Here is a 22,258-nt window from a genome sequence, read left to right as displayed (position 1 = left end):
GCAGGAAGCAGGAAGCAGGAAGCAGGAAGCAGGAAGCAGGAAGCAGGAAGCAGGAAGCAGGAAGCAGGAAGCAGGAAGCAGGAAGCAGGAAGCAGGAAGCAGGAAGCAGGAGAGATTAACCGAGACAAATGGTTTGCCAAACATCACGTAACACAGCAATCCGGCGATTCATCATGCGCCAATACGCTGTCGCCCAAAAAGAAAATGGCCGAGATATCATCTCGGCCATTCGTAGCTTGGTCAAAGACTCAAGCCTGGATATTACTCATGTGCAACTTATTAGAAGTTGTACTGCAGAGCAACAGTCCACTCGTCATCTTGCTTGTCGATGCCCTGGATCTTGTACTCGGTGTAAGCTTTCAGCTTCGGAGTGAAAGCGTACTGAACACCCAGCAGGGTCTCGTCAACCAGATCCTTGTAAGTAGAACCGGCAGCTTGAGCGTTGGCCTTGCCTTCTTTGAAGTTGTAACCAGCCAGGAAGGTCCAAGCATCTACGTTGTAAGAAGCAGCAAGCTCGTAGCCACGGCCATCATCTTTGATACCGTTGCTCTTATTCTTCACTTCACCTTCAGTGTAAACACCAGCAAAGTAGAAACCATTGATTGCGTAGTGTGCACCAACAGCCCACTCGTCTTTCTTACCAGTCTGTCCGTTAACTTTGTTTTGCAGGTCAGAGTAGGCATAACCGGCGTTGAAGCCCAGACCGAAGTCAAAGTCGTAGCCAGCAGCAACGGCATAAGCTTTCTTACGCTTTACATCAGTGCCCAAATAGGCATCTTCTTTAATTTTTTGACCTACATCAGTAATCTTGACAGCAACGTCATCGTTGGTTTGGTAGGAAACTTTACCTTTGAAACCACCAAAGGTGTTGGAGTAGATAACCTGCCCTTCCTGACGACCGTCATAGAAGTTACCAGCATCGCCCCACTCGTTGAAAATATCGGTCGGCTCGAGTACGTCGTAGAAAGCAGTGTCGGTCTGACCGAAGATGATTTTACCGTACTGGGTGCCGTCAAAGCCTGCATAGATATGACGAGCATCGAACTTGCTAGACTTACCGTCACTGCCCTTGTCGGAGTTTTCAGCAGCAACTTGCCACTCGGTCTTGGCAATACCAGACCAAGTGTTGTTCAGAGCAACTTTACCGGACCAGCCCAGACGGGAAGAACCAACCAGCTCGCCGTCGGTATCATCGTGCTCACCGTAGTAGTTAGCCTGTACACGGCCGTATACGTCGAAAGTGGTACCGTCTTTGTCATAGATCACTGCGGCGTTAGCGGCGGATGCAAACAGAGCCGGAATAGCAATAGCCAGAATTGTCTTTTTCATAGTTTCCAATGCCTACTGTAATTAAACACTAAGTTGTTGTTATTCCCTGTGTTAGCGATGTTCTTTGCATCACTATGCCGCCGAGACTAGCACCGGATTTTTTGAACCGCAATGAAAAAACTTGGAACTTTTTACGGAAACCATAGTCATGGAGGTAAAAATGTGAGCCAAGTCTCACCCGGCGGTAAGGCAAAAGGAAAACGTTTACAATGAATCCTGCTGATTATTTGGACTCAAATAGTCTATTTTGCATGCAAATGATGCTAACTACCTGATAAACAACCAAAGTGGTCTGAACAGCGTAAAACTGCCGTGATAATGGCTGTTGCCTCGACCTCACCAAGGGGTTGCGGGTATCCTTGTCCTTCGATTAACCCTTAACTGGCCTTATCTTCATGCTCTCTACTCGCCTTAAAGCCACCATTCGTCAAACCTATCGCCAGATTTCGGATGGATTACCCGGTTTTGTGCCGCGCAAAGAGCAGAACTTTCTGGTGGCAGAGATAGCCAAAACCCTGACCGGCGAGTACGACAAACAGCGCCGTATTTTGGTTGCCGAAGCAGGAACCGGTATCGGCAAATCTCTTTCTTATGCGCAGGGTGCCATCCCGGTGGCGCGGCTCACCCAGAAGAAGCTGGTGATCTCCACCGCCACAGTGGCCCTGCAAGAGCAGCTGATCCACAAAGACCTTCCTTTTTACCACCGCCATAGCGAGCTGCCGTTTCGCTTTATGCTGGTCAAGGGGCGTCAGCGCTACTGTTGCGAGCATCTGCTGGAGCAAGCAGCCAGTGGCGCCGAGATGGCCAACTTCGAGCTCGACTTTGGCAGTCTGAGCAAATCCAAGCCATCTGACAGCGACAAAGATCGCTACCTGGCCCTGTGGCAGGCCTACACCAATGGCAAATGGGACGGGGATCGGGACAACTGGCCAGAGCCCATTCCCGACACTTGCTGGGATCGCATCGCCGCCGACCGCCACACCTGCAACAAGGCGCTGAGCCATCACCAGCACTGCCCCTTTCATCGCGCCCGCAACGACATGGAGAGCGCCGATGTGCTGGTGGTGAACCATGCGCTACTGCTCTCCGATCTCACCATGGGCGGCGGCATCATTCTGCCCCCCCCCGATGAGTGTATCTATGTACTGGATGAGGCCCATCACCTGCCCACCATCGCCCGGGATCACGGCGCGGCGTCGGCCAGCGTCAAAGGCTCGCGTCGCTGGCTGGAGAAGCTGGTACAAAGTGCAGGCAAGCTGGCGCGGACTCTTAATAAAGAGAGCCTGCTCGACCCCCAACTCAAACTGCAGGATGCACTGGCCTCCATCCAGCCCGACCTGAAGGCGGTCGAGCAGTGGCTCAGCGCCAACGATCGGCTGTTTGGCACGGAACCTCACTACCGCTTCGCCGAAGGGGTATTGCCTGATCCCCTGCCCATGCTGGCGGAGAATCTCAAGGAGTCGAGCAAGAAGGCGCTGCGAGCGCTGGATCGGATGCAAGGGGCCATAGGTGAAGCGCTGAAAGATGGCGAGATCCGCCGCAAGGAGGCCGAACCCCTGCTGGCAGAGAGCGGTTTTCATCTGCAGCGGCTGGAGAGTTTCTGCGCCCTGTGGGAGATGCTGGGGCGCCATGTGCCGACCGGTAAAACCCCACTCGCCCGCTGGATGGCCAAGAGCGATGACGGCGATATCTGGCTGCACGCCTCACCGATTGAGGTAGGCTATCTGCTGGAGGAGTGGCTCTGGTCGAAATGTCTGGGAGCCGTGCTGGTCTCCGCGACCCTCACCGCCCTCTCTTCCTTTAGTTATTTTCGCCATCAGGTGGGGCTCAAGGAGCACGACGGCACTCGCTATCTGCGCCTGCGCTCCCCCTTTGATTATCAGAAAGCCGAGCTCTATCTGCCCAAGATGGAGCACGAACCCAACTCGCTGGCCTTTACCAACGAACTCATCAGCGTGCTGCCACGTATTCTGGCGGGCAAGGAGGCTAGTCTGGTGCTCTTCTCCTCCTACCGCCAGATGAATGAGGTGGCTGTTGGCTTGCGAGCCAAGGGACTGTCACTGCTGGTACAGGGGGAAGCCTCCCGCAATGCCCTGCTCACCCTGCATAAACAAAAATGCGATGGCGGTCAGGCCAGCATCCTGTTTGGTACCGGCAGCTTCTCGGAGGGGCTGGATCTGCCGGGTCACTATCTCACCAATCTGGTGATCACCAAACTCCCCTTTGCGGTACCCAACTCACCGGTCGAGGAGGCTACTGCCGAGTGGGTGGAGCAACGAGGCGGCAACCCCTTTCTGCAACTGACGGTCCCGGAGGCATCGCGCAAGCTTATCCAGGCCTGTGGCCGCCTCATCCGCAAAGAGGCCGATCGGGGACGGGTCACCATTCTGGACCGCCGCCTGCTGACCAAACGTTATGGCAAGGGGTTGCTCGACGCCCTCCCCCCGTTTACACGGCGGATCGAGTAAATAAGTCGGCCGCTATTGATAAACAAACTGACAGCCGCGCGAACATCGACCACCAGAAAGAGCCATTGCCGCAGTAGGCCAAACCTGTAAAAATGAGCCCCTGTTTTCAGTGGGCAATCGCCTGACTGTTCAAGGAGATGAAATGAAACTGACTGTTCTGGTACCGGCGCTGGCTGGTCTGTTGTGGGCCGGTAGCGCCCTTGCTGATGCCCAATTGGAAGTGACCACCCCGTATGTCGTCCAGCTGATCGATGGTCAATCCATCAACCCCAAGCTGCTCGACAAAACCAGCACCTTCCCCCTCTCTGCTGGCAAACACCAGTTGGTCGTCGCCTTTGAAGGCAACTACTCCAGCCGTAACGAAATCAAGCTGGTGACCGCCGAGCCGCTGGTGCTGAACTTCACCGCCGCCGACAACCAACAGCTGGTGCTGGACTATAAAAAGCCCCGCAACGAAGCCGAAGCCAAGCAGTTTGTCAAAGAGCAGAAAGTAGCGCTGAAAGACAAGGTCAGTGGTCAGCAAGTGAGTAGCGAACAGTTCGTGATGCCGAAAGTAGAGGGCTTCCAGCTGACCCGTGACTATCAGCAAGAGCTGATCAACATGGGGAAAGCCTTCAACCAGCCCAAAGCAGTGGCCGTCTCTTCTGCTGCCGTGATGGCTGCCGCCAGCGCACCGGTTCAAGTTGCCCCCAGCAAGGCTCAAAGCAATCCGGAAGCGCTGACCCAGTTGCAAAACTGGTACAACAAGGCCGATGCTGAAACCCGCAAAGCCTTCCAGATCTGGGTTATCCAGCAGCAATAAGCCGGGCTGAGTGATTGACTGAAAGGGGAGCCAAGCTCCCCTTTTCCATATCCTGCTGTCTCACTCACGACGCGTCTTGATTTATGCGCTGCCACTTCCCCTTTATATAGGGAGTACATATATGGATTCATCTGCTGATTTCATATATAGAAAGCGCCACCTTGCCAGGGAGAATGGCGCCATGTCGTTGCGCATTTTCTATCACCCCCTCTACTCCTCCCTGACGCTACCCGAGCGCCATCGCTTCCCGCTGGCCAAGTATCAAGGGCTGTTTGAACGCCTGCAGGTGCAGGGTTACCCCCTTGGCGAAGCGCCCGCAGCTACCCGGGAGCAAATCTGTCGCATTCACGATGCCGATTATGTCGCGGCGGCCCTGAGCGGTCAGCTTGAAGAGCGCGCCATCCGCAAGATCGGTTTTCCCTGGTCACCCATGCTGATGGAGCGCACCTTGCGCTCGGTCGGTGCCACTATTGCCGCCAGCCGCCATGCTCTTGAGCAGGGCTGCGGCTTGCAGATCTCCGGTGGCTACCACCACGCCCATCGGGATCACGGCAGCGGTTTTTGTCTGTTTAACGATTTGGTGATTGCCGCCCAGGCTTGCCTCGACGAGGGGCGTTGTGAACAGGTGCTGATCGTCGATCTCGATGTGCATCAAGGAGATGGCAGTGCGGCCCTGTGCGCCGGACGGCGCGATATCATCACCCTCTCCCTCCATGGTGAGCACAACTTTCCCCATCACAAAGCCACCTCTCACCTCGACTTTCCACTGCCAAGCGGCATGACGGACGATGCCTATCTCACCACACTGCAACAGGCGCTCTCACTGGCACTGCGCCTCTATTCGCCTGATCTCATCCTCTATCAGGCGGGCGTCGATGTGCATCATGCCGACGAGCTTGGTTATCTCTCCCTGAGCGATGAAGGGGTTCGCCTGCGCGATGCCATGGTATTTGACTGTGCTCTGCTGCACGGCGTGCCCATCGCGGCAGTGCCCGGTGGCGGCTATCGCCGCGACTGGCAACAGCTGATCCCGCTTCATATGTCGCTGTTTGAAATAGCGCGCCACCGTTTTGGCTGATGGCATGGCTTTATAGCGCGGACACCCCATCAGAAGTAGGCGGGCACTTCACCAGATACAACAGAAGAGGCGACCCTGGGGTCGCCTCTTCGTGTTTCGTCCTCTCGGTCACACACGCTCGCTCGTTGCCAGGCAAGCTCGGGACGCCTGAGGATAACTATTTCTGACGCTTGCGGGCGTACTTGCGACGGGCGCGAGCCTGACGCTCCTCTTCCCGCTCGGCCTTCTCTTTGGCTTTTTGCTCGGCTTCTGCGGCGGCTTCGACAATCTCGACGCTCACCATCTCCGGCGTCTCCAGCGAGATGCGGCCAAGCAAACCGGAGCGGAACTCGTTAATCAGGATCTCTGACGCCTTGTGCAGGTCGGCCAGCCCACCTTTGCGCATAAACGCCCGCTGGCGGGCGATCATCTCTAGCAGCTCGATCTCGGTCTCGGGCAACTCGTCAATCTGGTAACGCGCCTTGATCCGCTCCGGATAGGCCTTGATGAAGTAATCGGCGGCGAACATGGCGATATCGGCATAGTCGAACACCGTGTCCTTGATGGCCGCGGTGATGGCCAGACGATAACCGCAGGAGGGCGGATTGAGCTTGGGCCAGAGGAAACCCGGGGTATCGGTCAGGATGACGTTGTTATCCAGCTTGATCCGCTGCTGAGACTTGGTCACCCCCGCCTCGTTGCCGGTACGGGCGATGATGCGCCCCGCCAAGGTATTGATCAGGGTGGATTTGCCCACGTTGGGGATCCCCATGATCATCGCCCGCACGCCGCGCAGCTCAAAATTGCGCTCCGGCAGCATCTCGTGGCAGAGGGTCAGCAGTTGCTTGATCTTCTCCGGCTCTTGTTGTGTCAACGGCAGTGCCTTGATCCCCTTCTCTTTTTCCATGTGCGCCACCCACAGATCGGTGATCGCCGGATCGGCCAGGTCCGCCTTGTTCAGCACCTTGATCACCGGGGTATCACCACGCAGCTCGGGCACCAGCGGGTTTTCGCTGGAGAAGGGGATGCGGGCATCGAGCATCTCGATGATCACATCGACCTGGGGCATGACCTCGGCAATCTCTTTGCGGGCCTTGTGCATGTGACCGGGGAACCAGTTGATGGACATATCCGTTACTCTCTGTGGGGGCTGCGGGCGCGCGCATGGAACAACAGGCGCTCTGCCGCGGGCATCGAACGAAGGGGGCGCATTTTACCTGCTGCGGGCCTCTTTTGACAGGTCATTCTAACCATCACCTCATCAAATCAGCAAACCGCCGAGGCGGAGCAACCTTGCCAGAAGCGACCGGACCAACTCGCTCAATTGATAGATAACACATTGATATAGTGTAACATTTTCATCACTTTTTCACACAACCGTCACCGATAGTCAGTAAAAGTGTCATCTGCCCCCTCTAGGCTGCGCTCAGGTTTTACAAGGAGCGAACCCCAATGAGAAAAATGGCAGGACTTGCAGTGATGATCGGCGCCGCCCTGGCTGCCGGCTGCAAATCAGACAATGACACGGTGGCGACCAAACCCGCAGCCCAACCCACCAACGTCATCTTCTTCCTCGGTGACGGCATGGGCCTCAACACCCTGACGGCGGCCCGCATCTACGGTGTCGGCGAAGAGGGTGATCTCACCATCGATACCCTGCCAGAGACGGCCTTTATCAAGACCTTCTCCCACGATGCCCAGGTCACTGACTCGGCCCCCTCCATGGCGGCCTACATGACCGGGGTCAAGAGCAACAACGGCGTCATCAGCATGGACGGCGACGCCACCTATGAGAGTGACTGCAGCAAGAGCGCCGGCAAGCCGGTGACAACCCTGCTGGAGCTGGCCAAAGCCGATGGCCGCGGTACCGGTGTGGTAACCAGCACCCGGGTAACCCACGCCACCCCGGCGGCTACCTATGCCCATATCTGCAACCGGGATCTGGAAGCGGATATCGCCGTCCAGCTGGTACCGGGCGGCAAAGGCTACAACAGCGCCCTCAAGGAGGGGCTGGATGTGGTGCTCGGTGGCGGCAGCAGCTTCTTCCTGCCCAAAGCCGACAAGGGCAAGCGGGAAGATGGCCGCAACCTCATCAGCGAAATGCAGGCCAAGGGCTACCAGTTTGCCAGCAATCTGGATGAGCTGAACAAGGCCGATGCGGGCAAGCCGCTGCTGGGACTGTTTGGTTCCAGTCACATGAAATATGACCTGGACCGCCCTGCCAGCGAGCCGTCACTGGCCCAGATGACCCTGGCCGCTATCAAGCAGCTCAAGGGTAAGGAGAAGGGTTACTTCCTGATGGTGGAAGGGGGTCGCATCGACCACGCCCTGCACGACACCAACGCCAAGCGGGCGCTGCAGGACACTATCGCCTTCGACAACGCCATCAAGGCTGCTATCGACGAGGTGAAAAAGAGCGACCCCGAGCTGAAAAACACCCTGATCGTGGTCACCGCAGACCACGACCACACGCTCGTGCTCAACGGCTATGCCAAGCGCACCGGCAAGACCACCGCCGACAACCCCGGCGTACTTGGGCTGGTGAAGAACTACGAGACTGGCGAGCCAAGCAAGGATAGCGAGGGCATGCCCTACACCATCATAGGTTTTGGCAACGGCTACAACCGGGTGGATGGCCCGCGCAGCAGCGTCGCCCCGCTCGACGATGCCACCGTCTTTGCCAATGACTACCACCAGGAAGTGGTGGTCAAGGTGGGCGAGATCGGCAACGAGACCCACGGCGGCACCGATGTCTTCCTCGGCGCCATCGGCAAGGGGGCTGACAGCTTCCATGGCTCACTCGATAACACCGCCGTGTTCGGCAAGATCAAGGCTGCGGCCAAGCTGTAAGGAGCACTTTCATGAGCAAACAGATGAACACATCCATCAAGCACACGCTGGTCTGCGCCGCCCTGTTCAATGCGCTGGGCGCAACCTCCCAGGCACAGGCCGGTGATGCCAAAAACGTCATTCTCTTTATCGGTGATGGCATGGGGCCTACCGTGCTCACCGCCACCCGCCTGTTCAAGGTGGGAGAAGAGGGCAATCTGGAGATGATGAAACTGCCGCGCAGTGCCCGCATCAAGACCTTCTCCAACGATGCCCAGACCACCGACTCGGCCCCCTCCATGGCGGCCTACACCACCGGGGTCAAGATGAACAACGAGGTGATCGCCATGAGCAGCGACACCAAAGCCGTCGCCCCCGGCAAAGACGTCAATGGCAACAAAACCGTCAACAATTGCAGCAGCGATAACGGCAAGCCGGTGCCCACCATCCTGGAGCTGGCCAAGGCGGCAGGCAAATCGGTCGGAGCCGTCACCACCACCGAGCTGACCCACGCGACCCCGGCGGCTACCTACGCCCACATCTGCCATCGGGATGCTGCCTATGACATCGCTGCACAGGCCGTTCCGGGAGGAACTGGTTTCAACCAGGCGCTTGGGGATGGGGTCGATGTGCTGATGGGCGGTGGTGCCAACCACTGGACCCCCTACAGCGCCAGCAACAAGGGCGGTCGCAATGACAACCGCGACCTGACCGCCGAGATGAAGGCGCAGGGATACAGCTATGTCACCACCCAAAGTGAACTGGCCAAGGTCACCAGTGGCAAAGTGCTCGGTCTGTTCAGCAGCAAATCCCACCTCGACTACGAGCTGGATCGGGTCGCCAAGGGGGCTGCCAATACCCAGCCATCCCTCTCCGAAATGACCGCCAAGGCGATCGACCTGCTGAGCAAGAACAGTCAGGGTTACTTCCTGATGGTAGAAGGCGGCCGGATCGATCATGCCCTGCACGGCACCAACGCCAAGCGCTCGCTCACCGACGCGGTGGCTCTGGATGAGGCGGTCAAGACGGCGCTGGGTAAAGTGGATCTCAACAATACCCTGATCGTGGTCACCGCCGACCATGACCACACCATGACCATTAACGGCTACTCCGCCAAGGGCAATCCGGTGCTGGATCTGGTGAAAAATGGCGACGGCTCGACCCAGAACGACGTGGATGGCAAGCCCTTCACCACCCTGGTGTTCGGTAACGGCCCCAATCGTGCGGCCGTGCGCCCGGTCCTCACCAGCGATCAGGTGATGGCCAATGACTATCTGCAGGAGACCGGCGTCAAGCTGACATCGGAAACCCACGGCGGCGGCGATGTGATGCTGTTTGCCGATGGCGCCGGCAGCAACCGCTTCAAAGGCACGCTGGATAACACCAAGGTGTTTGGCAAACTGCGGGAGGCGCTCGGCCTGTAAGCAGCAGGGGCCCGGGTGCATCTGAGCAATTGACTCAGCGGCCCGGGCCCCGGCTCTTTCGAGCGACAGATGATGATGCGACTTTTGCTTTCGTTATGGCTGCTTGGCAGCACCCTCGCCTTCCCCCTGCATGCTGACGACACGCCCCCGGATCTCGCCGCCCGGATCAGCTATCACGACCGGAACACCGGCAGCGATGGCATCGCCAGAGAGAGTGTCTGGCAAGAGAAGTGGCTGCGCGTGGGCAATCAGGTGTGGAGCCAGCGGCTCATTCCCCTCCCCCTTGCCCGTGCCTATCACGCCACTCACGACGCCACCCCCGGCCACAAGCACTTTACCCACCAGATGGCGGCCCGCTGGGTCAGCCGCAGTGATGAGGGTGAACTTCAGCTGCGCTATGCCGACAGCTGGCACAACCAGCTGGTTGAAGTGCCGGTGGAAGAGTATGGCCAGGTGGCCTTCAAGCCCGACTGGCTGCGGATCCGCCATCTCGTCAACCCGGTGCTGATCGAGGGGATGACTCCACTGGATGAGGCAGCCCCCGAGCAGGCCCGCTGGTATGAAAAGCGCGAAGGGCAGCAACGAACCCGCATTCTCTGGTCGAGTCAGTGGCAGATCCCGCTGGTGGTCGAATCGGCCAGCCTCGATGGCTATCGCAGCTACCGGATGGAGGTAACCCTGCGCAAGCTGCCTGCTCAGCTCCCCTGGCAGCAACTCGCTGATTACGAAGTGCGCGATCTGCGGGATTTCTTCGACTGAGCTCCCAACCCATCAGCGGGCGCAACGACAACGCAGGCAGGAATGTTACACTCTGCATATTCGACTCTGGCTCACGACCTTGATGCGCGCTCTCTGCCTGCCCTTTTTTGCCCTGCTGTTATTGCTGGTACACACCGGTGCCCAGGCTATTGTGCTGGTGGCGGCCGAGTTGCCCCCTTACGTCATTCAGTCCTCCCATGGTAAACCCAGCGGGGTGGGTATCGAGATCATGGAGGAAGCAGCCCGCCGTCTAGGCGAGCCGCTTACCATCGAGTTGATGCCGCTTCCACGTGCACTGACACAGACAATTCATCGCCCCGATGTATTGATGATACCGCCCGTGCGAAGCAGTCAGCGAGAGCACCTCTATCAGTGGGTAACTCCCATCCTCGATGAGCAATTTTTGATCGTCAGCGATCGCCAATTTCACCCAAAAGCACTGAAAAGCAGCGATTTGAAGAACCTTGATGTGGGCGTGCTGCGCTACTCGTTTGGTCAACACCTACTCAAGCAACGCATCGGGATCCGGGGAGAGACAGTGGCAGATGAGCAACTAAACGCTCATAAACTCCATCGCGGTCGCATTGATGCCTGGGTCGCCGCATGGAATGTCATCCTGTATGCCCAACAACAAGACAAACGCTCATCACAACAGCTGGTTCGCGGGGAAGTGTTGATGAACACCCAACTCTTCCTGGCCGCTCACAAGGATTTCCCCTTCAAACAGGCGCAGCGCTGGCAAGCCGTCATCGACGAGATGCGCCATGATGGCACACTGGCGCGGATCATCCGTCAGTACAACTATCAGGCTCCTGAGTAGTCACTCAATCGCGGTTGCCAAGACCGGCCAGAATGGTTATGGTAGGCCTATGAAAATACTCGCTATTTCCTCGCATTTGCTCACACCCTGCTGAGCCCCCGCCTCGCTCCTTCGGCCGCGAGTCGCTTGGGGGCATGGCATTTTCAATCGATTGAACCTGTTGAATCCATTTTTGTAACACTTTGCGTGATGGCCAACCTGCACCCGCCGGTATGGGCCTATCCGCTATTGATAAGGAATATCTTATGAAACAACCTCATCTGGTTATCTCCAGCCTTGATCTGGACCGTATCGAACAACTGCTTGGCAACCACCCGCAACATCTGGCCCTGCAAGAGGAGCTGGACCGCGCCGAGATCCGCGAACCGGCCGACATGCCGCCGGACGTGGTCACTATGAACAGCAAGGTACGCTTCAAGATGCAGAGCAGCGGCAACGAGTTCTGCCTCACCCTGGTCTATCCGCGCGATGCCAAGGGCGACGAGAGCAACATCTCGGTACTGGCGCCGGTAGGCAGCGCCCTGCTCGGCCTGAAAGTGGGCGACAGCATCGCCTGGCCGGGCCCGGCCGGTCGCACCATCGAGGTCGAAATTCTGGAAGTGGTTTATCAGCCGGAGCGCGCCGGCGAGCTGCACCGCTGAGTCCCCCGGGCTGGTCATCCCCTGTTGATCAGCCCGCTTGCTCGCCCTTGCCAGCTGATCCCGATCAAGCTTTGCGCACCTTGCCCCCCGGTTTTTAGCCCCTTTTCCTGCTGCTGCTTGAGCCTGACTCGGGGGGCAGGTATCTTGTTGGCCGCGTCATGGTCATGACGCACCGAATTTCAGGCTGACATCATGATAAAAATTGCCCTCATCGACGATCACCAGGTCGTCCGATCCGGTTTTGCCCAACTGCTCAATCTGGAGCCAGACCTGCAGGTGGTCGCCGAATTCGGCTCCGCCAGCGATGCCCTTGCCGGCCTGCCCGGCAGCGGGGCGCGAGTCTGCGTCTGCGACATCTCGATGCCCGACCAGTCGGGACTGGAGCTGCTCAAGCAGCTCCCCTCCGGTCTGGCGGTGGTGATGCTCTCGGTACACGACAGCCCCGCCCTCATCGAGCAGGCACTGCAGACCGGTGCCAAGGGATTTCTCTCCAAGCGCTGCAGTCCGGACGAGCTGATCGCCGCCGTACGCACCGCCGCACAGGGGGGATGTTATCTGACGCCGGACATCGCCCAGAAACTGGCCAGCAGCAGCCGGGATCCCCTCACCAATCGGGAGCGGGAGATTGCCCAGTTGCTGGCACAGGGGCTGGAGGTGAAGGCCATCGCCGAGCAGCTCGGCCTCTCCCCCAAGACGGTGCACGTCCATCGCGCCAACCTGATGGACAAGCTCAAGGTCAGCAACAACGTCGAGCTGGCCCACCGCATGCTGGATAGCTGGTGATCTCCCGTTTTGCCAGCTATGTCGCCATCGCGCTGGCGGCCTGCTTCATCTTTGCCGCTGGCTGGTTTTGCCTCTGGAGCATCAGCCTGCATCTGGCGGGTGGCCCGGCGCTGGCGGTGCTGCTGTTCCCCTTCGGCCTGCGCCTCGGGTTGCTGCTGCAAAGTCCCGGCCACTACTGGCCGCCGCTGTTGCTGTGCGAAGGACTGCTGCTCTACTGGCTCAATCTGGAGGTGGGGCTGCCCCACTGGCCTTGGCTGGTCGCGGGCAGTCTGCTGACCCTGCTACCGCTGCTGATTGCCCGTCGCCAGCAGGTGCGCAACGACTGGCAACAACTGTTGCTGCTGCTCGCCACCGTCACGGCGGCGGCGCTGCTGCAAGCCCTGCTCTGGCATCTGGCCGGGGAAGATGGCCTCTCGGCCCTGCTGCTCAGCCTGACCGGCGGTCTGACGCTGACCTCCACCTGCATGCTGATCTGGCACTACCTCACTCGTGCCACCTGGGTGCCGCTGGGACCTGCGCTGGTGGATCAGCCGGTAGAGTGGCGCTTTCGCCATCTGGTCTGGTATCTGCTGCTGTTCGTATTGAGCCTCTGGCTGCAACTGGGATTGCCCAACTCGCTGGTGCGCTTCACCCCGTTTTGTCTGGCCATCCCCATCATCGCCATGGCGTGGCGCTACGGCTGGCAGGGGGCGCTGCTCGCCACCCTGATGAACACCATCGCCCTGCTGGCCAGTCAGGCCTGGCACGATCACCCGCTGGATCTGCTGCTCTCCCTGCTGGCCCAGAGCCTCACCGGCCTGCTGCTGGGTGCCGGGATCCAGCGCCAGCGGGAGCTCAATCAGGCGCTGACCCGCCAGCTCGCCCATAATCGCCAACTCACCGAGCGGCTGCTGGAGACCGAGGAGAGCATCCGCAAGGAGGTGGCGCGCGAGCTGCACGACGACATCGGCCAGACCATCACAGCCATTCGTACCCAGGCCGGGATCGTGCGCCGCCTCGCCCCCGATAACGCAGGTGTAGGTCAGAGCAGTGCCCTCATCGACACACTGTCGCTCGGGATCTACGACGCGGTGCGCGGCCTGCTCGGGCGGCTGCGCCCGCGCCAGCTCGACGACATGACTCTGGAACAGGCGGTACGGGCACTGCTCCGAGAGCTGGAGCTGGAGCGTTACGGCATCGTCACCCGGCTGGAGTGGCAACTGGCGGATGGGGATCTCTCCGATGCCCAGCGGGTCACCCTGTTTCGGGTCTGTCAGGAGGGGCTCAACAACGTGGTCAAACATGCCAACGCCCACTCGGTCACCATTCGCGCCCGGGCCAGCGGCGATCAGTTGCAACTGGTGCTGGAAGATGATGGCCGCGGTCTGCCGGAAAGCCGCCCGCAGCAGGGCTATGGCCTGCTCGGCATTCGCGAACGGGTACAGGCACTCGGGGGCAGTCTGCAACTCTCCTGCATCCACGGCACCCAGCTGACGGTCAACCTGCCCAGTCGCAGACGGGAAGAGAGTCATGGCTAATCACCACCAGAGGGCCTGCCTGTGCTGAGTTTTATGAGAAGCGCGCCGCCCCGGCCCCTTATCCGGGATCAGGCCGAGATCGATGCCACCTATCGCCACTGGCGGCTGCACCTGCTGCTGACCATGTATCTGGGCTACGCGGTCTTCTACTTCACCCGCAAGAGCTTCAACTTCGCCATGCCGGACATGCTGGCGAGCGGCATGCTGGACAAGTCCGATATCGGCATGCTCTGGACCCTGTTCTACATCACCTACGGCTGCTCCAAGTTCTTCTCCGGCATCATCAGTGACCGCGCCAACCCGCGCTACTTCATGGGTGTCGGACTAATGGCCACCGGCGTTATCAATATCCTGTTCGGCCTCTCGTCGGCACTCTGGATGTTTGCCGCCCTCTGGGTCGCCAACGCCTTCTTCCAGGGCTGGGGCTGGCCCCCCTGCTCCAAGCTGCTTACCAGCTGGTATTCGCGCACCGAGCGCGGCGTCTGGTGGTCGGCCTGGAACACTGCCCACAACGTCGGCGGCGCGCTCATCCCCCTTATCGTCAGCACCATCGCCCTGCAACATGGCTGGCGCTACGGCATGATAGTGCCCGGCCTTATCGCCATCATCGCGGGGTTATTCCTCTGCTGGCGGCTGCGGGATACCCCGGCCGCCATGGGGTTGCCGTCGGTGGGCGAGTGGCGCAAGGATGCGATGGAGCTGGCCCAGCAGACTCAGGATGCGGGGCTCTCCCATCGCCAGATCCTGCGCAAATATGTGCTGGGCAACCCCTATATCTGGCTGCTCGCCTGCTGTTACGTGCTGGTCTATGTGGTGCGCACCGCCATCAATGACTGGGGCAATCTCTACATGACCGAGCAGCGCGGCTTCAATCTGATGAGCGCCAACTCGGCCATCTCCATGTTCGAGGTAGGGGGCTTTATCGGCGCCCTAGTGGCGGGTTGGGGATCGGACAAGCTGTTCAACGGCAACCGTGGCCCGATGAACCTCATCTTTGCGGTGGGGATCCTGCTGGCGGTGGGGTCGCTCTGGCTGATGCCCTTCTTCAGCTATGTGATGCAGGCGGCCTGCTTCTTTACTATCGGCTTCTTCGTGTTTGGCCCCCAGATGCTGATCGGCATGGCAGCGGCGGAGTGCTCCCACAAAAACTCGGCGGGAGCGGCCACCGGCTTTGTCGGTCTCTTTGCCTACATGGGGGCGGCGCTGTCGGGCTATCCGCTGGCCAAGGTGATGGAGATCTGGCACTGGAACGGCTTCTTCGTGGTGATCTCGGTGGCGGCAGGCGTCTCGGCCCTGCTGCTGCTCCCCTTCCTCAAGGCGCAGGCACCGAGAGCCGCTCAAACGAATGCAGAGTAGCAGGTGGCAGCTGACGAGCCATACCCAGCAAGCAGAAACAGACAGGGCGCGGATCACCGCGCCCTGATTTTATTCCTGAACCGATTCCTGCATCAGGCAGCCTGACAGACCCGATTTTTTCCTTCCCGCTTGGCCCGATAGAGAGCGTCATCCGCACGGCTGAACAGGCTGTCAAAGTGCCACTCCCCCTGCCAGTGAGCAATACCAATGCTGACGGTGATATGGATCCCATCTACCTCGCAGGCCGCAAGCTGAACCCGCAGTGACTGACAACGGGCGATCGCCTCCTCTGCGGTGGCATGGCGAAACAGCAGCACAAACTCCTCGCCCCCGAAGCGACTGGCCAATACTCCTTCCAGCTCGCGCAGTGCCAACCCGACCCGCTCCAGCACCCGATCCCCCACCTCATGACCATGCCGATCGTTGATCTGCTTGAAGTCATCCAGATCGAGCACCGCCAGCGCCCCCTGCTGTGCAGGGCGTCCACGGGCCAGACGTTCCATAAAACCACGGCGATTGAACAAGCCGGTCAACGGATCATGACTGGCCTGATAGCGCAGCTCCAGCGCCCGGTGCTGGTTGCAGAGCAGCAGTACCCCGAAGGTGAGCATGGAGCTACCCACCAGCATGGAGACATAGGGCAACACGTTGAACAACTGACGCTGGAACGGGCTTTCGATCACCTCGCCCCACACGGTAAACATCCGCATCAGGGTCATAGCGATCAGCACCAGATTGAGGCCAATCAGCACCCATACCGCCACCTGATAATCAGGGCGGCCGTGACGCCAGAGCTGCCAGATGATGAGCGAACTGAGCATGAGGAAGGTGGCGCTGCTGATCATCACCCGCACCGCAATCCGGCCATCGATGGCGACCGACCAGGTCATGACGGCGGCAAACAGCAGGATGAATCCCCAGCAGACAGGCCAGCCCGGCGATTGCCGGAAGAAACAGCGCTGGGCGACCAGCAATAACGACACATGAAAAATCAGGAAGACATTGCCAACCCAGGAGCCATAGAGGGTGGGTGTCAGCAGCAGACTGGCAAATCCCGCCTGACCCAGCATGGCAAACAGACTGGACCACCACCAGACCCCGACGCCGGGAATATCGTTGTGGGTAACGCGAATGATGGTAAGAGTGAGGAAACCGAGACAATAGCCACACAAGGCCATGACCATCAAGGTAAAAATATCCAGCTTAAGCAGTAGTGAGGCGTCCATACCAAAGCCATGCAGAGAGGGTAACTGAGTATATGAGAAGCGTTTGCCAAGACCCAGTGCGACTTGATGGTTTTCACAATAAAGCCCGTTCGTTTGCTGACAAACAGAGCAATGCGTGTGATATCCCACCAATACGTATACGCATCAACCCCATAAAAAGCCTCTTACGGAGCCCGTCAACTCAATAAGAGCCGCAAGCGGCGCCCTGACTTTGTAACAAAATGTCTTGGGGATAATTTGGGCTTGAACCCACTCAATTAGATAGATATGTTGTTTTCGTGTGATTTTATGAATGAAGCCATGAGCAATAAATGTCTCTAACCTGTTGAGTCTTCTGACACAATCTGTTTTTGGTACATTTTTCACTCAACCACTATTCATAGCATCTCATATGGGGCTTTTGTCCCGCTCAAGACATTCATCCTGTCTTGCCTGTTGCCGGATGCAGCAGTCTCTTGTGCCACGGAGTCGCACGGGATCAGGTTCAAGGCCGAACACACCACCGACAGAGACGTCACTTATGATCAAAAAACTGATTCTTTCTACCCTGCTGTTTTGCGGGATCGCCACGGCGGCCCCGACCCCTGCCCCCACCTCCACCCTGGATGCCGTGCTCGAACGCGGCGTGCTGCGAGTCGGTTTCGATGCCGGCTATCAACCCTTCGAGATGACCAACAAGCAGGGCCAATACATTGGCTTTGACGTGGATCTCGCCAAGATGGTCGCCAAAGAGATGGGCGTGAAGGTCGAGTTCGTCAACACCGCCTGGGATGGCATCATTCCGGCGCTGCTGACCAACAAGTTCGACGTCATCATGGGCGGCATGACCGTCACTCCCCAGCGCAACCTGCGAGTCAACTTCGCCGATCCTTACATCGTGGTCGGCCAGACCATAGTCCTGCGCAAAGAGAAGGCGGGCGAAATCAAATCCTTCACCGACCTCAACGACCCGAAATACAAGATCGCGGTCAAGCTCGGCACCACCGGCGAGCAGGCAGTCAAGCGCCTGATCCCCAAAGCCACCCTGCTGCAGTTTGAAACTCAGGATGACGCCAAGCTGGAAGTGATCAACGGCAAGGTCGATGCGTTCGTCTATGACCTGCCCTACAACGCTATTTTCGCCTCCCAGAATCAGGGCGCCGTGGTGCACCTCGACAAGCCGTTCACCTTCGAACCGCTAGCCTGGGCTATCCGCAAAGGAGATCAGGACACCCTCAACTGGTTCAACAACTACCTGCGCCAGATCAAGGGCGATGGCAGCTACGACCGTCTCTACAAGAAGTGGTTCGAATCCAACGCCTGGCTGAACCAGCTCAAATAACCTCCGGGGGGCGGCACATGCCGCCCCTGCACCACGCAGCTCCCCACACAATAACGAGAAGAGGTTGTGACTGTGCACACACCCAAACCGACAAGACAGATGGAAAAACAGCCCAATCAGCTACTCTGGCATGGGGTTTTCCTGCTGATGCTGCTGGTTGCCGTATTCGGCATCTACAAGGCTGTCCAGTCAGTGGATTACACCTGGCGCTGGGAACGCATTCCCCAATACATCGCCTATCAGGCGGAGCAGAAGAATCTGGCCGAATTTGACGGCACCGTGATGGCGGGCACCAGCGAGGCCGAGAAAGGCAAGCTGTTCCTGCAAGACGATCTCGATCCCAATGTGCGGCAAGCCATCGCCAGCACCGGCGTACAAGTCGCCGAAGGGGATACCGTTTTTCGTGGCGATACCCTCGACACCCAACTGAGCTGGACCGCAGGCCCCATCGCCTGGGGCGTCTGGGTCACCGTCAAGCTCTCGCTGGTAGCAGGCATCTTCGCCATCCTGCTCGGCACCCTGGCCGGGCTGGCGCGCCTCTCCCCCAATCCCGCCCTGCGCAATCTGGCGGTCACCTACGTTGAGCTCATCCGCGGCACGCCGCTGCTGGTGCAGATTTTTATCGTCTACTTCTTTATCGGCACCGTGCTGAACCTCGACCGCTTCACCGCCGGGGTCGTCGCGCTGGCCGTCTTTACCGGGGCCTATGTGGCGGAGATCGTCCGTGCCGGTATCAGCTCCATCCACAAGGGGCAGATGGAGGCAGGCCGCAGCCTGGGTATGACCTCCGCCCAGACCATGCGCTACGTCATCCTGCCGCAAGCGTTCAAGCGGGTGCTGCCACCGCTGGCGGGCCAGTTCATCAACCTCATCAAGGACTCCTCGCTGGTCTCGGTTATCTCCATCACCGATCTGACCAAGGCGGGGCGCGAGGTGGTGAGCTCCACCTTCAGCCCGTTCGAGGTATGGTTCACCGTGGCCCTGCTCTATCTGGTGCTCACCGGCACCCTCTCTTTCCTGGTACGCCGTCTCGAGGTGAAATATGCACGCAGCAACTGATCCCATCATCAAGGTGCAACAGGCGTCGAGAAGTGCAGCCATCACCGACACCCTCTTCGCCTTCCCGGTTCGTTTTCTGGAGGTGAAATATGCACGTAGCAACTGATCCCATCATCAAGGTGCCACAGGTGTCGAGAAGTGCAGCCATCACCGACACCCCCTTCGCCTTCCCGGTTCGTTTTCTGGAGGTGAAATATGCGCGTAGCAACTGATCCCATCATCAAAGCGACCGGCGTAGAGAAGTTCTACGGCAGCGAAGTGCACGCCTTGAAAAAGGTCAGCACCCAGGTCGCCGAAGGGGAAGTGGTGGTGATCGTCGGCCCCAGCGGCTCGGGCAAATCCACCTTCCTGCGCACTCTCAACCAGCTGGAGACCATCAACGACGGCAATATCGTGGTCGACGGTATCTGCCTGACCGAGCCGGGCGATGTCAACAAGCTGCGGGAAGAGGTGGGCATGGTGTTCCAGTCCTTCAACCTCTTTCCCCACCTGACGGTGCTGGATAATATCTGCCTCGCTCCGCAGAAGGTGCGTGGCCTGTCGCGCCGTGAGGCCGAAGACAGAGCCAAGGCGCTGCTGCTGAAAGTGGGGCTGTCGGTGAAAGCGGCCAGCTATCCCTCCCAGCTCTCCGGCGGTCAGCAACAGCGGGTGGCCATTGCCCGGGCACTCGCCATGCAGCCGCGCATCATGCTGTTTGACGAGCCCACCAGTGCGCTGGACCCCGAGATGGTGGGGGAAGTGCTGGATGTGATGAAGGGACTCGCCCGCGAAGGGATGACCATGGTGGTGGTGACCCACGAGATGGGCTTTGCCCGCGAGGTAGCGGATCGGGTGCTCTTTATGGAGAGTGGCGAACTGCTGGTGGATGAAAAACCGGCCGATTTCTTCGACAATCCCCCCTCGCCGCGTCTGCGCCAGTTCTTGAGTCAGGTGCTGTAGCCAACATGCTCTGCTGGATAAACGAAGAGGGACCGCAAGGTCCCTCTTCTTGTGTGTCACGCTGGCAGGCTTAACCCAGCTGAACCCGAGTGCCCATCTCATCGGCTCAGCGCGGGGACTTTCCCAGATAGCGCTCCACGATCACTTTCACCCCGTCACGTTTTTTGAGCTGATAGAGCTCCTTGTCAAACTGGTCGATAAAGGCCTGTTTGTAGGGGTACTCCCCCTTGCGGCTATAGCCGAGAAACCCCTGCTCCTTGCTGAGCACCGGCCCCTGTTTGAGCAGGGACATATCGGCCACCGCCAGCTGATCGGCCTTTATCATGTTGAGCAACTCATAGAGCAGGGAGAGGCGATCATTGATGGTGCAATCGACCCGGCCGCGGACAATCTTGAGCAGGTTCTCCCGATTGCTTTTCACCTCCTCCACGTCGATCTGCTTCTCTTTTACCGCCTGCCAGAAGGCATCGCCGCCGACGGCAAAACCGGCGTTCATACCAAAGCGCAAACCGTGATAGTCGAGCGGAAAGCTGGCCTGCGGGGTATTGGCCGCCACACTGGCGCCGCACATCACCACCAGCTCTTCATCCAGCATCGGCTGGGAGTAGGGCCACATGTAAGGGCGGGTGTCGGGCATGTAGTAGGGTGGAAAAATGGCGAAGGCAGCCCCCTGCTCCACCATGCTCAGACCGCGCCGCCACGGCATAGGCTTGAGCACCACCTCATAGTCAGGCATGGCAGAGGTCACCTCGCGGATGATGTCGGCATAGATCCCCCTGACCTCCTCCCCTTCCTGCCAGGAGTAGGGAGGATAGGCGGCATCCGCCAGGATCTCGACCCGGGTCTTGGCGTGCGCCATCATGCACAACCCCAGCAACAAGCAACACCAGACGCGCATAAGCCAGCACCTCCTGAAAAAGCCTGCATCAAGCATAGCCATCCAGCGCACCTTCCTCTGCTGGCGCGCCATATTTCATGCCATCTCTTCGTTGGCAGAAAAATGTTAATGAATTATTAAACCCATCCTTTATGCTGGAGAGCAATTGCTCTGAATGGATGGCCGCATATGGATGTGCAACTGCTTTTGCTCTACCTCTCCCCGATTTTTCTGGCCTTTATCGGCTGGGAGATGCTCTACCTGCGCAAACATGGCGCGGCCTTTCCAACCGCCACCTACCAGTGGCGGGATCTGTTCGCCAACGCAGCCCTGGCCCTGATGCACCAAGGGGGCGATGCGCTGGCGGCCATCGCCATTGCTTATCTGTATGACACCCTCTGGGGCTGGCGACTGTTCGACATCGACCTCACCTTCTGGAGCGTATTGCTGCTGTTCCTGCTGCAGGATCTCTGCTATTGGCTGTTCCACTTCACCAGCCACCATGTGCGCTGGCTGTGGGCCTCCCACGTGGTGCACCACAGCTCGGAGCGACTCAATCTCTCCACCGCCTTTCGCCAGAGCCTGATGTATCCCATCTCCGGCATGTGGCTGTTCTGGATCCCGATGATTGTCATCGGCTTCCCGCCCGAGGCGGTGGTCGCCACCGTGCTGCTGAGCCTGGGTTTTCAGTTTTTCGTCCACACCCAGGTGGTGGGCAAGCTCGGCTGGCTGGAGTGGATCTTCAACACCCCCTCCCACCACAGGGTGCACCACGCCAGCAACGCCAAGTACATAGACCGCAACTTCGCCGGGGTGCTGATCATCTGGGATCGGCTGTTCGGCACCTTTGTCGAAGAAGATCCGGCCGAGCCATGCCGCTTCGGCATCACCAAGCCGATCCACAGCTTCAACCCCCTCACCCTCACCTTCCACGAGTGGCGCGACATGCTGCATGACGCCCGTGGCCTACCCTGGCGACAAAAACTCGCGGTGCTGTTTGGCAAACCGGCTGGGCCTGCCAGCCGCTGAGCCTTCGCATCAAATAGCAACT

General features: G+C 58.9%; 21 protein-coding genes. 17 read left to right on the top strand and 4 right to left on the bottom strand.

Going from position 1 to position 22,258, the window contains the following annotated elements; all coding sequences use genetic code 11:
* Window positions 1–279: 279 nt before the first annotated feature.
* A complete protein-coding gene (locus tag ACB035_RS19650; RefSeq protein WP_371167963.1) occupies window positions 280–1,329 on the bottom strand; it encodes a porin in 1,050 nt (349 codons plus the stop codon).
* Window positions 1,330–1,724: 395 nt separating this feature from the next.
* Here ACB035_RS19650 and dinG point away from each other — a divergent pair, with 395 nt between their 5' ends.
* The 3 genes from dinG (at window position 1,725) to ACB035_RS19635 (ending at window position 5,677) form a co-directional block, all read left to right on the top strand.
* A complete protein-coding gene (gene dinG / locus ACB035_RS19645) occupies window positions 1,725–3,797 on the top strand; it encodes an ATP-dependent DNA helicase DinG (protein WP_371167962.1) in 2,073 nt (690 codons plus the stop codon).
* 142 nt (window positions 3,798–3,939) lie between these two features.
* Window positions 3,940–4,599, top strand: a complete 660-nt coding sequence (locus ACB035_RS19640) for a DUF2057 domain-containing protein (RefSeq protein WP_058056075.1) — start codon at window positions 3,940–3,942, stop codon at window positions 4,597–4,599.
* Window positions 4,600–4,780: 181 nt separating this feature from the next.
* A complete protein-coding gene (locus tag ACB035_RS19635; protein WP_100654043.1) occupies window positions 4,781–5,677 on the top strand; it encodes a histone deacetylase in 897 nt (298 codons plus the stop codon).
* Between the two features lie 157 nt (window positions 5,678–5,834).
* Here ACB035_RS19635 and ylqF read toward each other — a convergent pair whose 3' ends face one another.
* Window positions 5,835–6,785: a ribosome biogenesis GTPase YlqF gene (ylqF, locus tag ACB035_RS19630; protein ID WP_005334061.1), complete on the bottom strand. Its 951-nt coding sequence runs from the start codon at window positions 6,783–6,785 to the stop codon at window positions 5,835–5,837.
* Between the two features lie 323 nt (window positions 6,786–7,108).
* Here ylqF and ACB035_RS19625 point away from each other — a divergent pair, with 323 nt between their 5' ends.
* From ACB035_RS19625 to ACB035_RS19590, 8 genes are all read left to right on the top strand, one after another.
* Window positions 7,109–8,506: an alkaline phosphatase gene (locus ACB035_RS19625; protein WP_204478926.1), complete on the top strand. Its 1,398-nt coding sequence runs from the start codon at window positions 7,109–7,111 to the stop codon at window positions 8,504–8,506.
* 11 nt (window positions 8,507–8,517) lie between these two features.
* Entirely contained in the window at window positions 8,518–9,909 is a 1,392-nt protein-coding gene (locus ACB035_RS19620) for an alkaline phosphatase (RefSeq protein ID WP_371167961.1), read from the top strand.
* A gap of 72 nt (window positions 9,910–9,981) precedes the next feature.
* On the top strand, window positions 9,982–10,668 hold the full coding sequence (locus ACB035_RS19615; RefSeq protein WP_005359576.1) for a hypothetical protein: 687 nt from the start codon (window positions 9,982–9,984) through the stop codon (window positions 10,666–10,668).
* Window positions 10,669–10,750: 82 nt separating this feature from the next.
* A complete protein-coding gene (locus tag ACB035_RS19610) occupies window positions 10,751–11,488 on the top strand; it encodes a substrate-binding periplasmic protein (protein WP_371167960.1) in 738 nt (245 codons plus the stop codon).
* A 245-nt stretch (window positions 11,489–11,733) separates the two neighbouring features.
* Complete coding sequence (rnk, locus tag ACB035_RS19605) at window positions 11,734–12,129, top strand: nucleoside diphosphate kinase regulator (RefSeq protein WP_005334070.1); 396 nt, start codon at window positions 11,734–11,736, stop codon at window positions 12,127–12,129.
* A gap of 192 nt (window positions 12,130–12,321) precedes the next feature.
* On the top strand, window positions 12,322–12,912 hold the full coding sequence (gene uhpA / locus ACB035_RS19600) for a transcriptional regulator UhpA (protein ID WP_371167959.1): 591 nt from the start codon (window positions 12,322–12,324) through the stop codon (window positions 12,910–12,912).
* Window positions 12,909–14,429 carry a signal transduction histidine-protein kinase/phosphatase UhpB gene (uhpB, locus tag ACB035_RS19595; protein ID WP_371167958.1) on the top strand — a complete coding sequence of 507 codons (1,521 nt, stop codon included), beginning with the start codon at window positions 12,909–12,911 and terminating at the stop codon, window positions 14,427–14,429. Before uhpA ends, uhpB begins: the two co-directional genes overlap by 4 nt.
* 21 nt (window positions 14,430–14,450) lie before the next feature.
* Window positions 14,451–15,785 carry an MFS transporter gene (locus ACB035_RS19590; RefSeq protein ID WP_371167957.1) on the top strand — a complete coding sequence of 445 codons (1,335 nt, stop codon included), beginning with the start codon at window positions 14,451–14,453 and terminating at the stop codon, window positions 15,783–15,785.
* A 92-nt stretch (window positions 15,786–15,877) separates the two neighbouring features.
* Here ACB035_RS19590 and ACB035_RS19585 read toward each other — a convergent pair whose 3' ends face one another.
* Entirely contained in the window at window positions 15,878–17,011 is a 1,134-nt protein-coding gene (locus tag ACB035_RS19585; RefSeq protein ID WP_194496711.1) for a GGDEF domain-containing protein, read from the bottom strand.
* A 520-nt stretch (window positions 17,012–17,531) separates the two neighbouring features.
* Here ACB035_RS19585 and ACB035_RS19580 point away from each other — a divergent pair.
* The 5 genes from ACB035_RS19580 (at window position 17,532) to ACB035_RS19560 (ending at window position 20,330) form a co-directional block, all read left to right on the top strand.
* The gene (locus ACB035_RS19580) at window positions 17,532–18,332 is read left to right on the top strand and encodes a transporter substrate-binding domain-containing protein (RefSeq protein WP_005334079.1); all 801 of its coding nucleotides are present in this window, start codon (window positions 17,532–17,534) and stop codon (window positions 18,330–18,332) included.
* Between the two features lie 99 nt (window positions 18,333–18,431).
* Entirely contained in the window at window positions 18,432–19,391 is a 960-nt protein-coding gene (locus tag ACB035_RS19575) for an amino acid ABC transporter permease (protein ID WP_371167956.1), read from the top strand.
* Window positions 19,375–19,497 carry a hypothetical protein gene (locus ACB035_RS19570; RefSeq protein WP_005350727.1) on the top strand — a complete coding sequence of 41 codons (123 nt, stop codon included), beginning with the start codon at window positions 19,375–19,377 and terminating at the stop codon, window positions 19,495–19,497. Before ACB035_RS19575 ends, ACB035_RS19570 begins: the two co-directional genes overlap by 17 nt.
* Window positions 19,481–19,603 carry a hypothetical protein gene (locus tag ACB035_RS19565; protein WP_265324038.1) on the top strand — a complete coding sequence of 41 codons (123 nt, stop codon included), beginning with the start codon at window positions 19,481–19,483 and terminating at the stop codon, window positions 19,601–19,603. The genes ACB035_RS19570 and ACB035_RS19565 overlap by 17 nt, the downstream gene beginning before the upstream one ends.
* Window positions 19,587–20,330: an amino acid ABC transporter ATP-binding protein gene (locus tag ACB035_RS19560; RefSeq protein WP_371167955.1), complete on the top strand. Its 744-nt coding sequence runs from the start codon at window positions 19,587–19,589 to the stop codon at window positions 20,328–20,330. Before ACB035_RS19565 ends, ACB035_RS19560 begins: the two co-directional genes overlap by 17 nt.
* Before the next feature lie 106 nt (window positions 20,331–20,436).
* Here ACB035_RS19560 and ACB035_RS19555 read toward each other — a convergent pair whose 3' ends face one another.
* The gene (locus ACB035_RS19555; RefSeq protein WP_162516410.1) at window positions 20,437–21,228 is read right to left on the bottom strand and encodes an ABC transporter substrate-binding protein; all 792 of its coding nucleotides are present in this window, start codon (window positions 21,226–21,228) and stop codon (window positions 20,437–20,439) included.
* Window positions 21,229–21,396: 168 nt separating this feature from the next.
* Between ACB035_RS19555 and ACB035_RS19550 the strand changes: the two genes are divergently transcribed.
* Window positions 21,397–22,236 (top strand): sterol desaturase family protein, encoded by an 840-nt coding sequence (locus ACB035_RS19550; protein WP_371167954.1) that lies wholly within the window; start codon window positions 21,397–21,399, stop codon window positions 22,234–22,236.
* Window positions 22,237–22,258 lie beyond the last annotated feature (22 nt).

Origin of the sequence: Aeromonas sp. S12(2024), assembly GCF_041402305.1 — a bacterium.
Classification (GTDB): Bacteria; Pseudomonadota; Gammaproteobacteria; order Enterobacterales; family Aeromonadaceae; genus Aeromonas; species Aeromonas veronii.
This window is presented reverse-complemented; position numbering and strand designations above follow the sequence as displayed.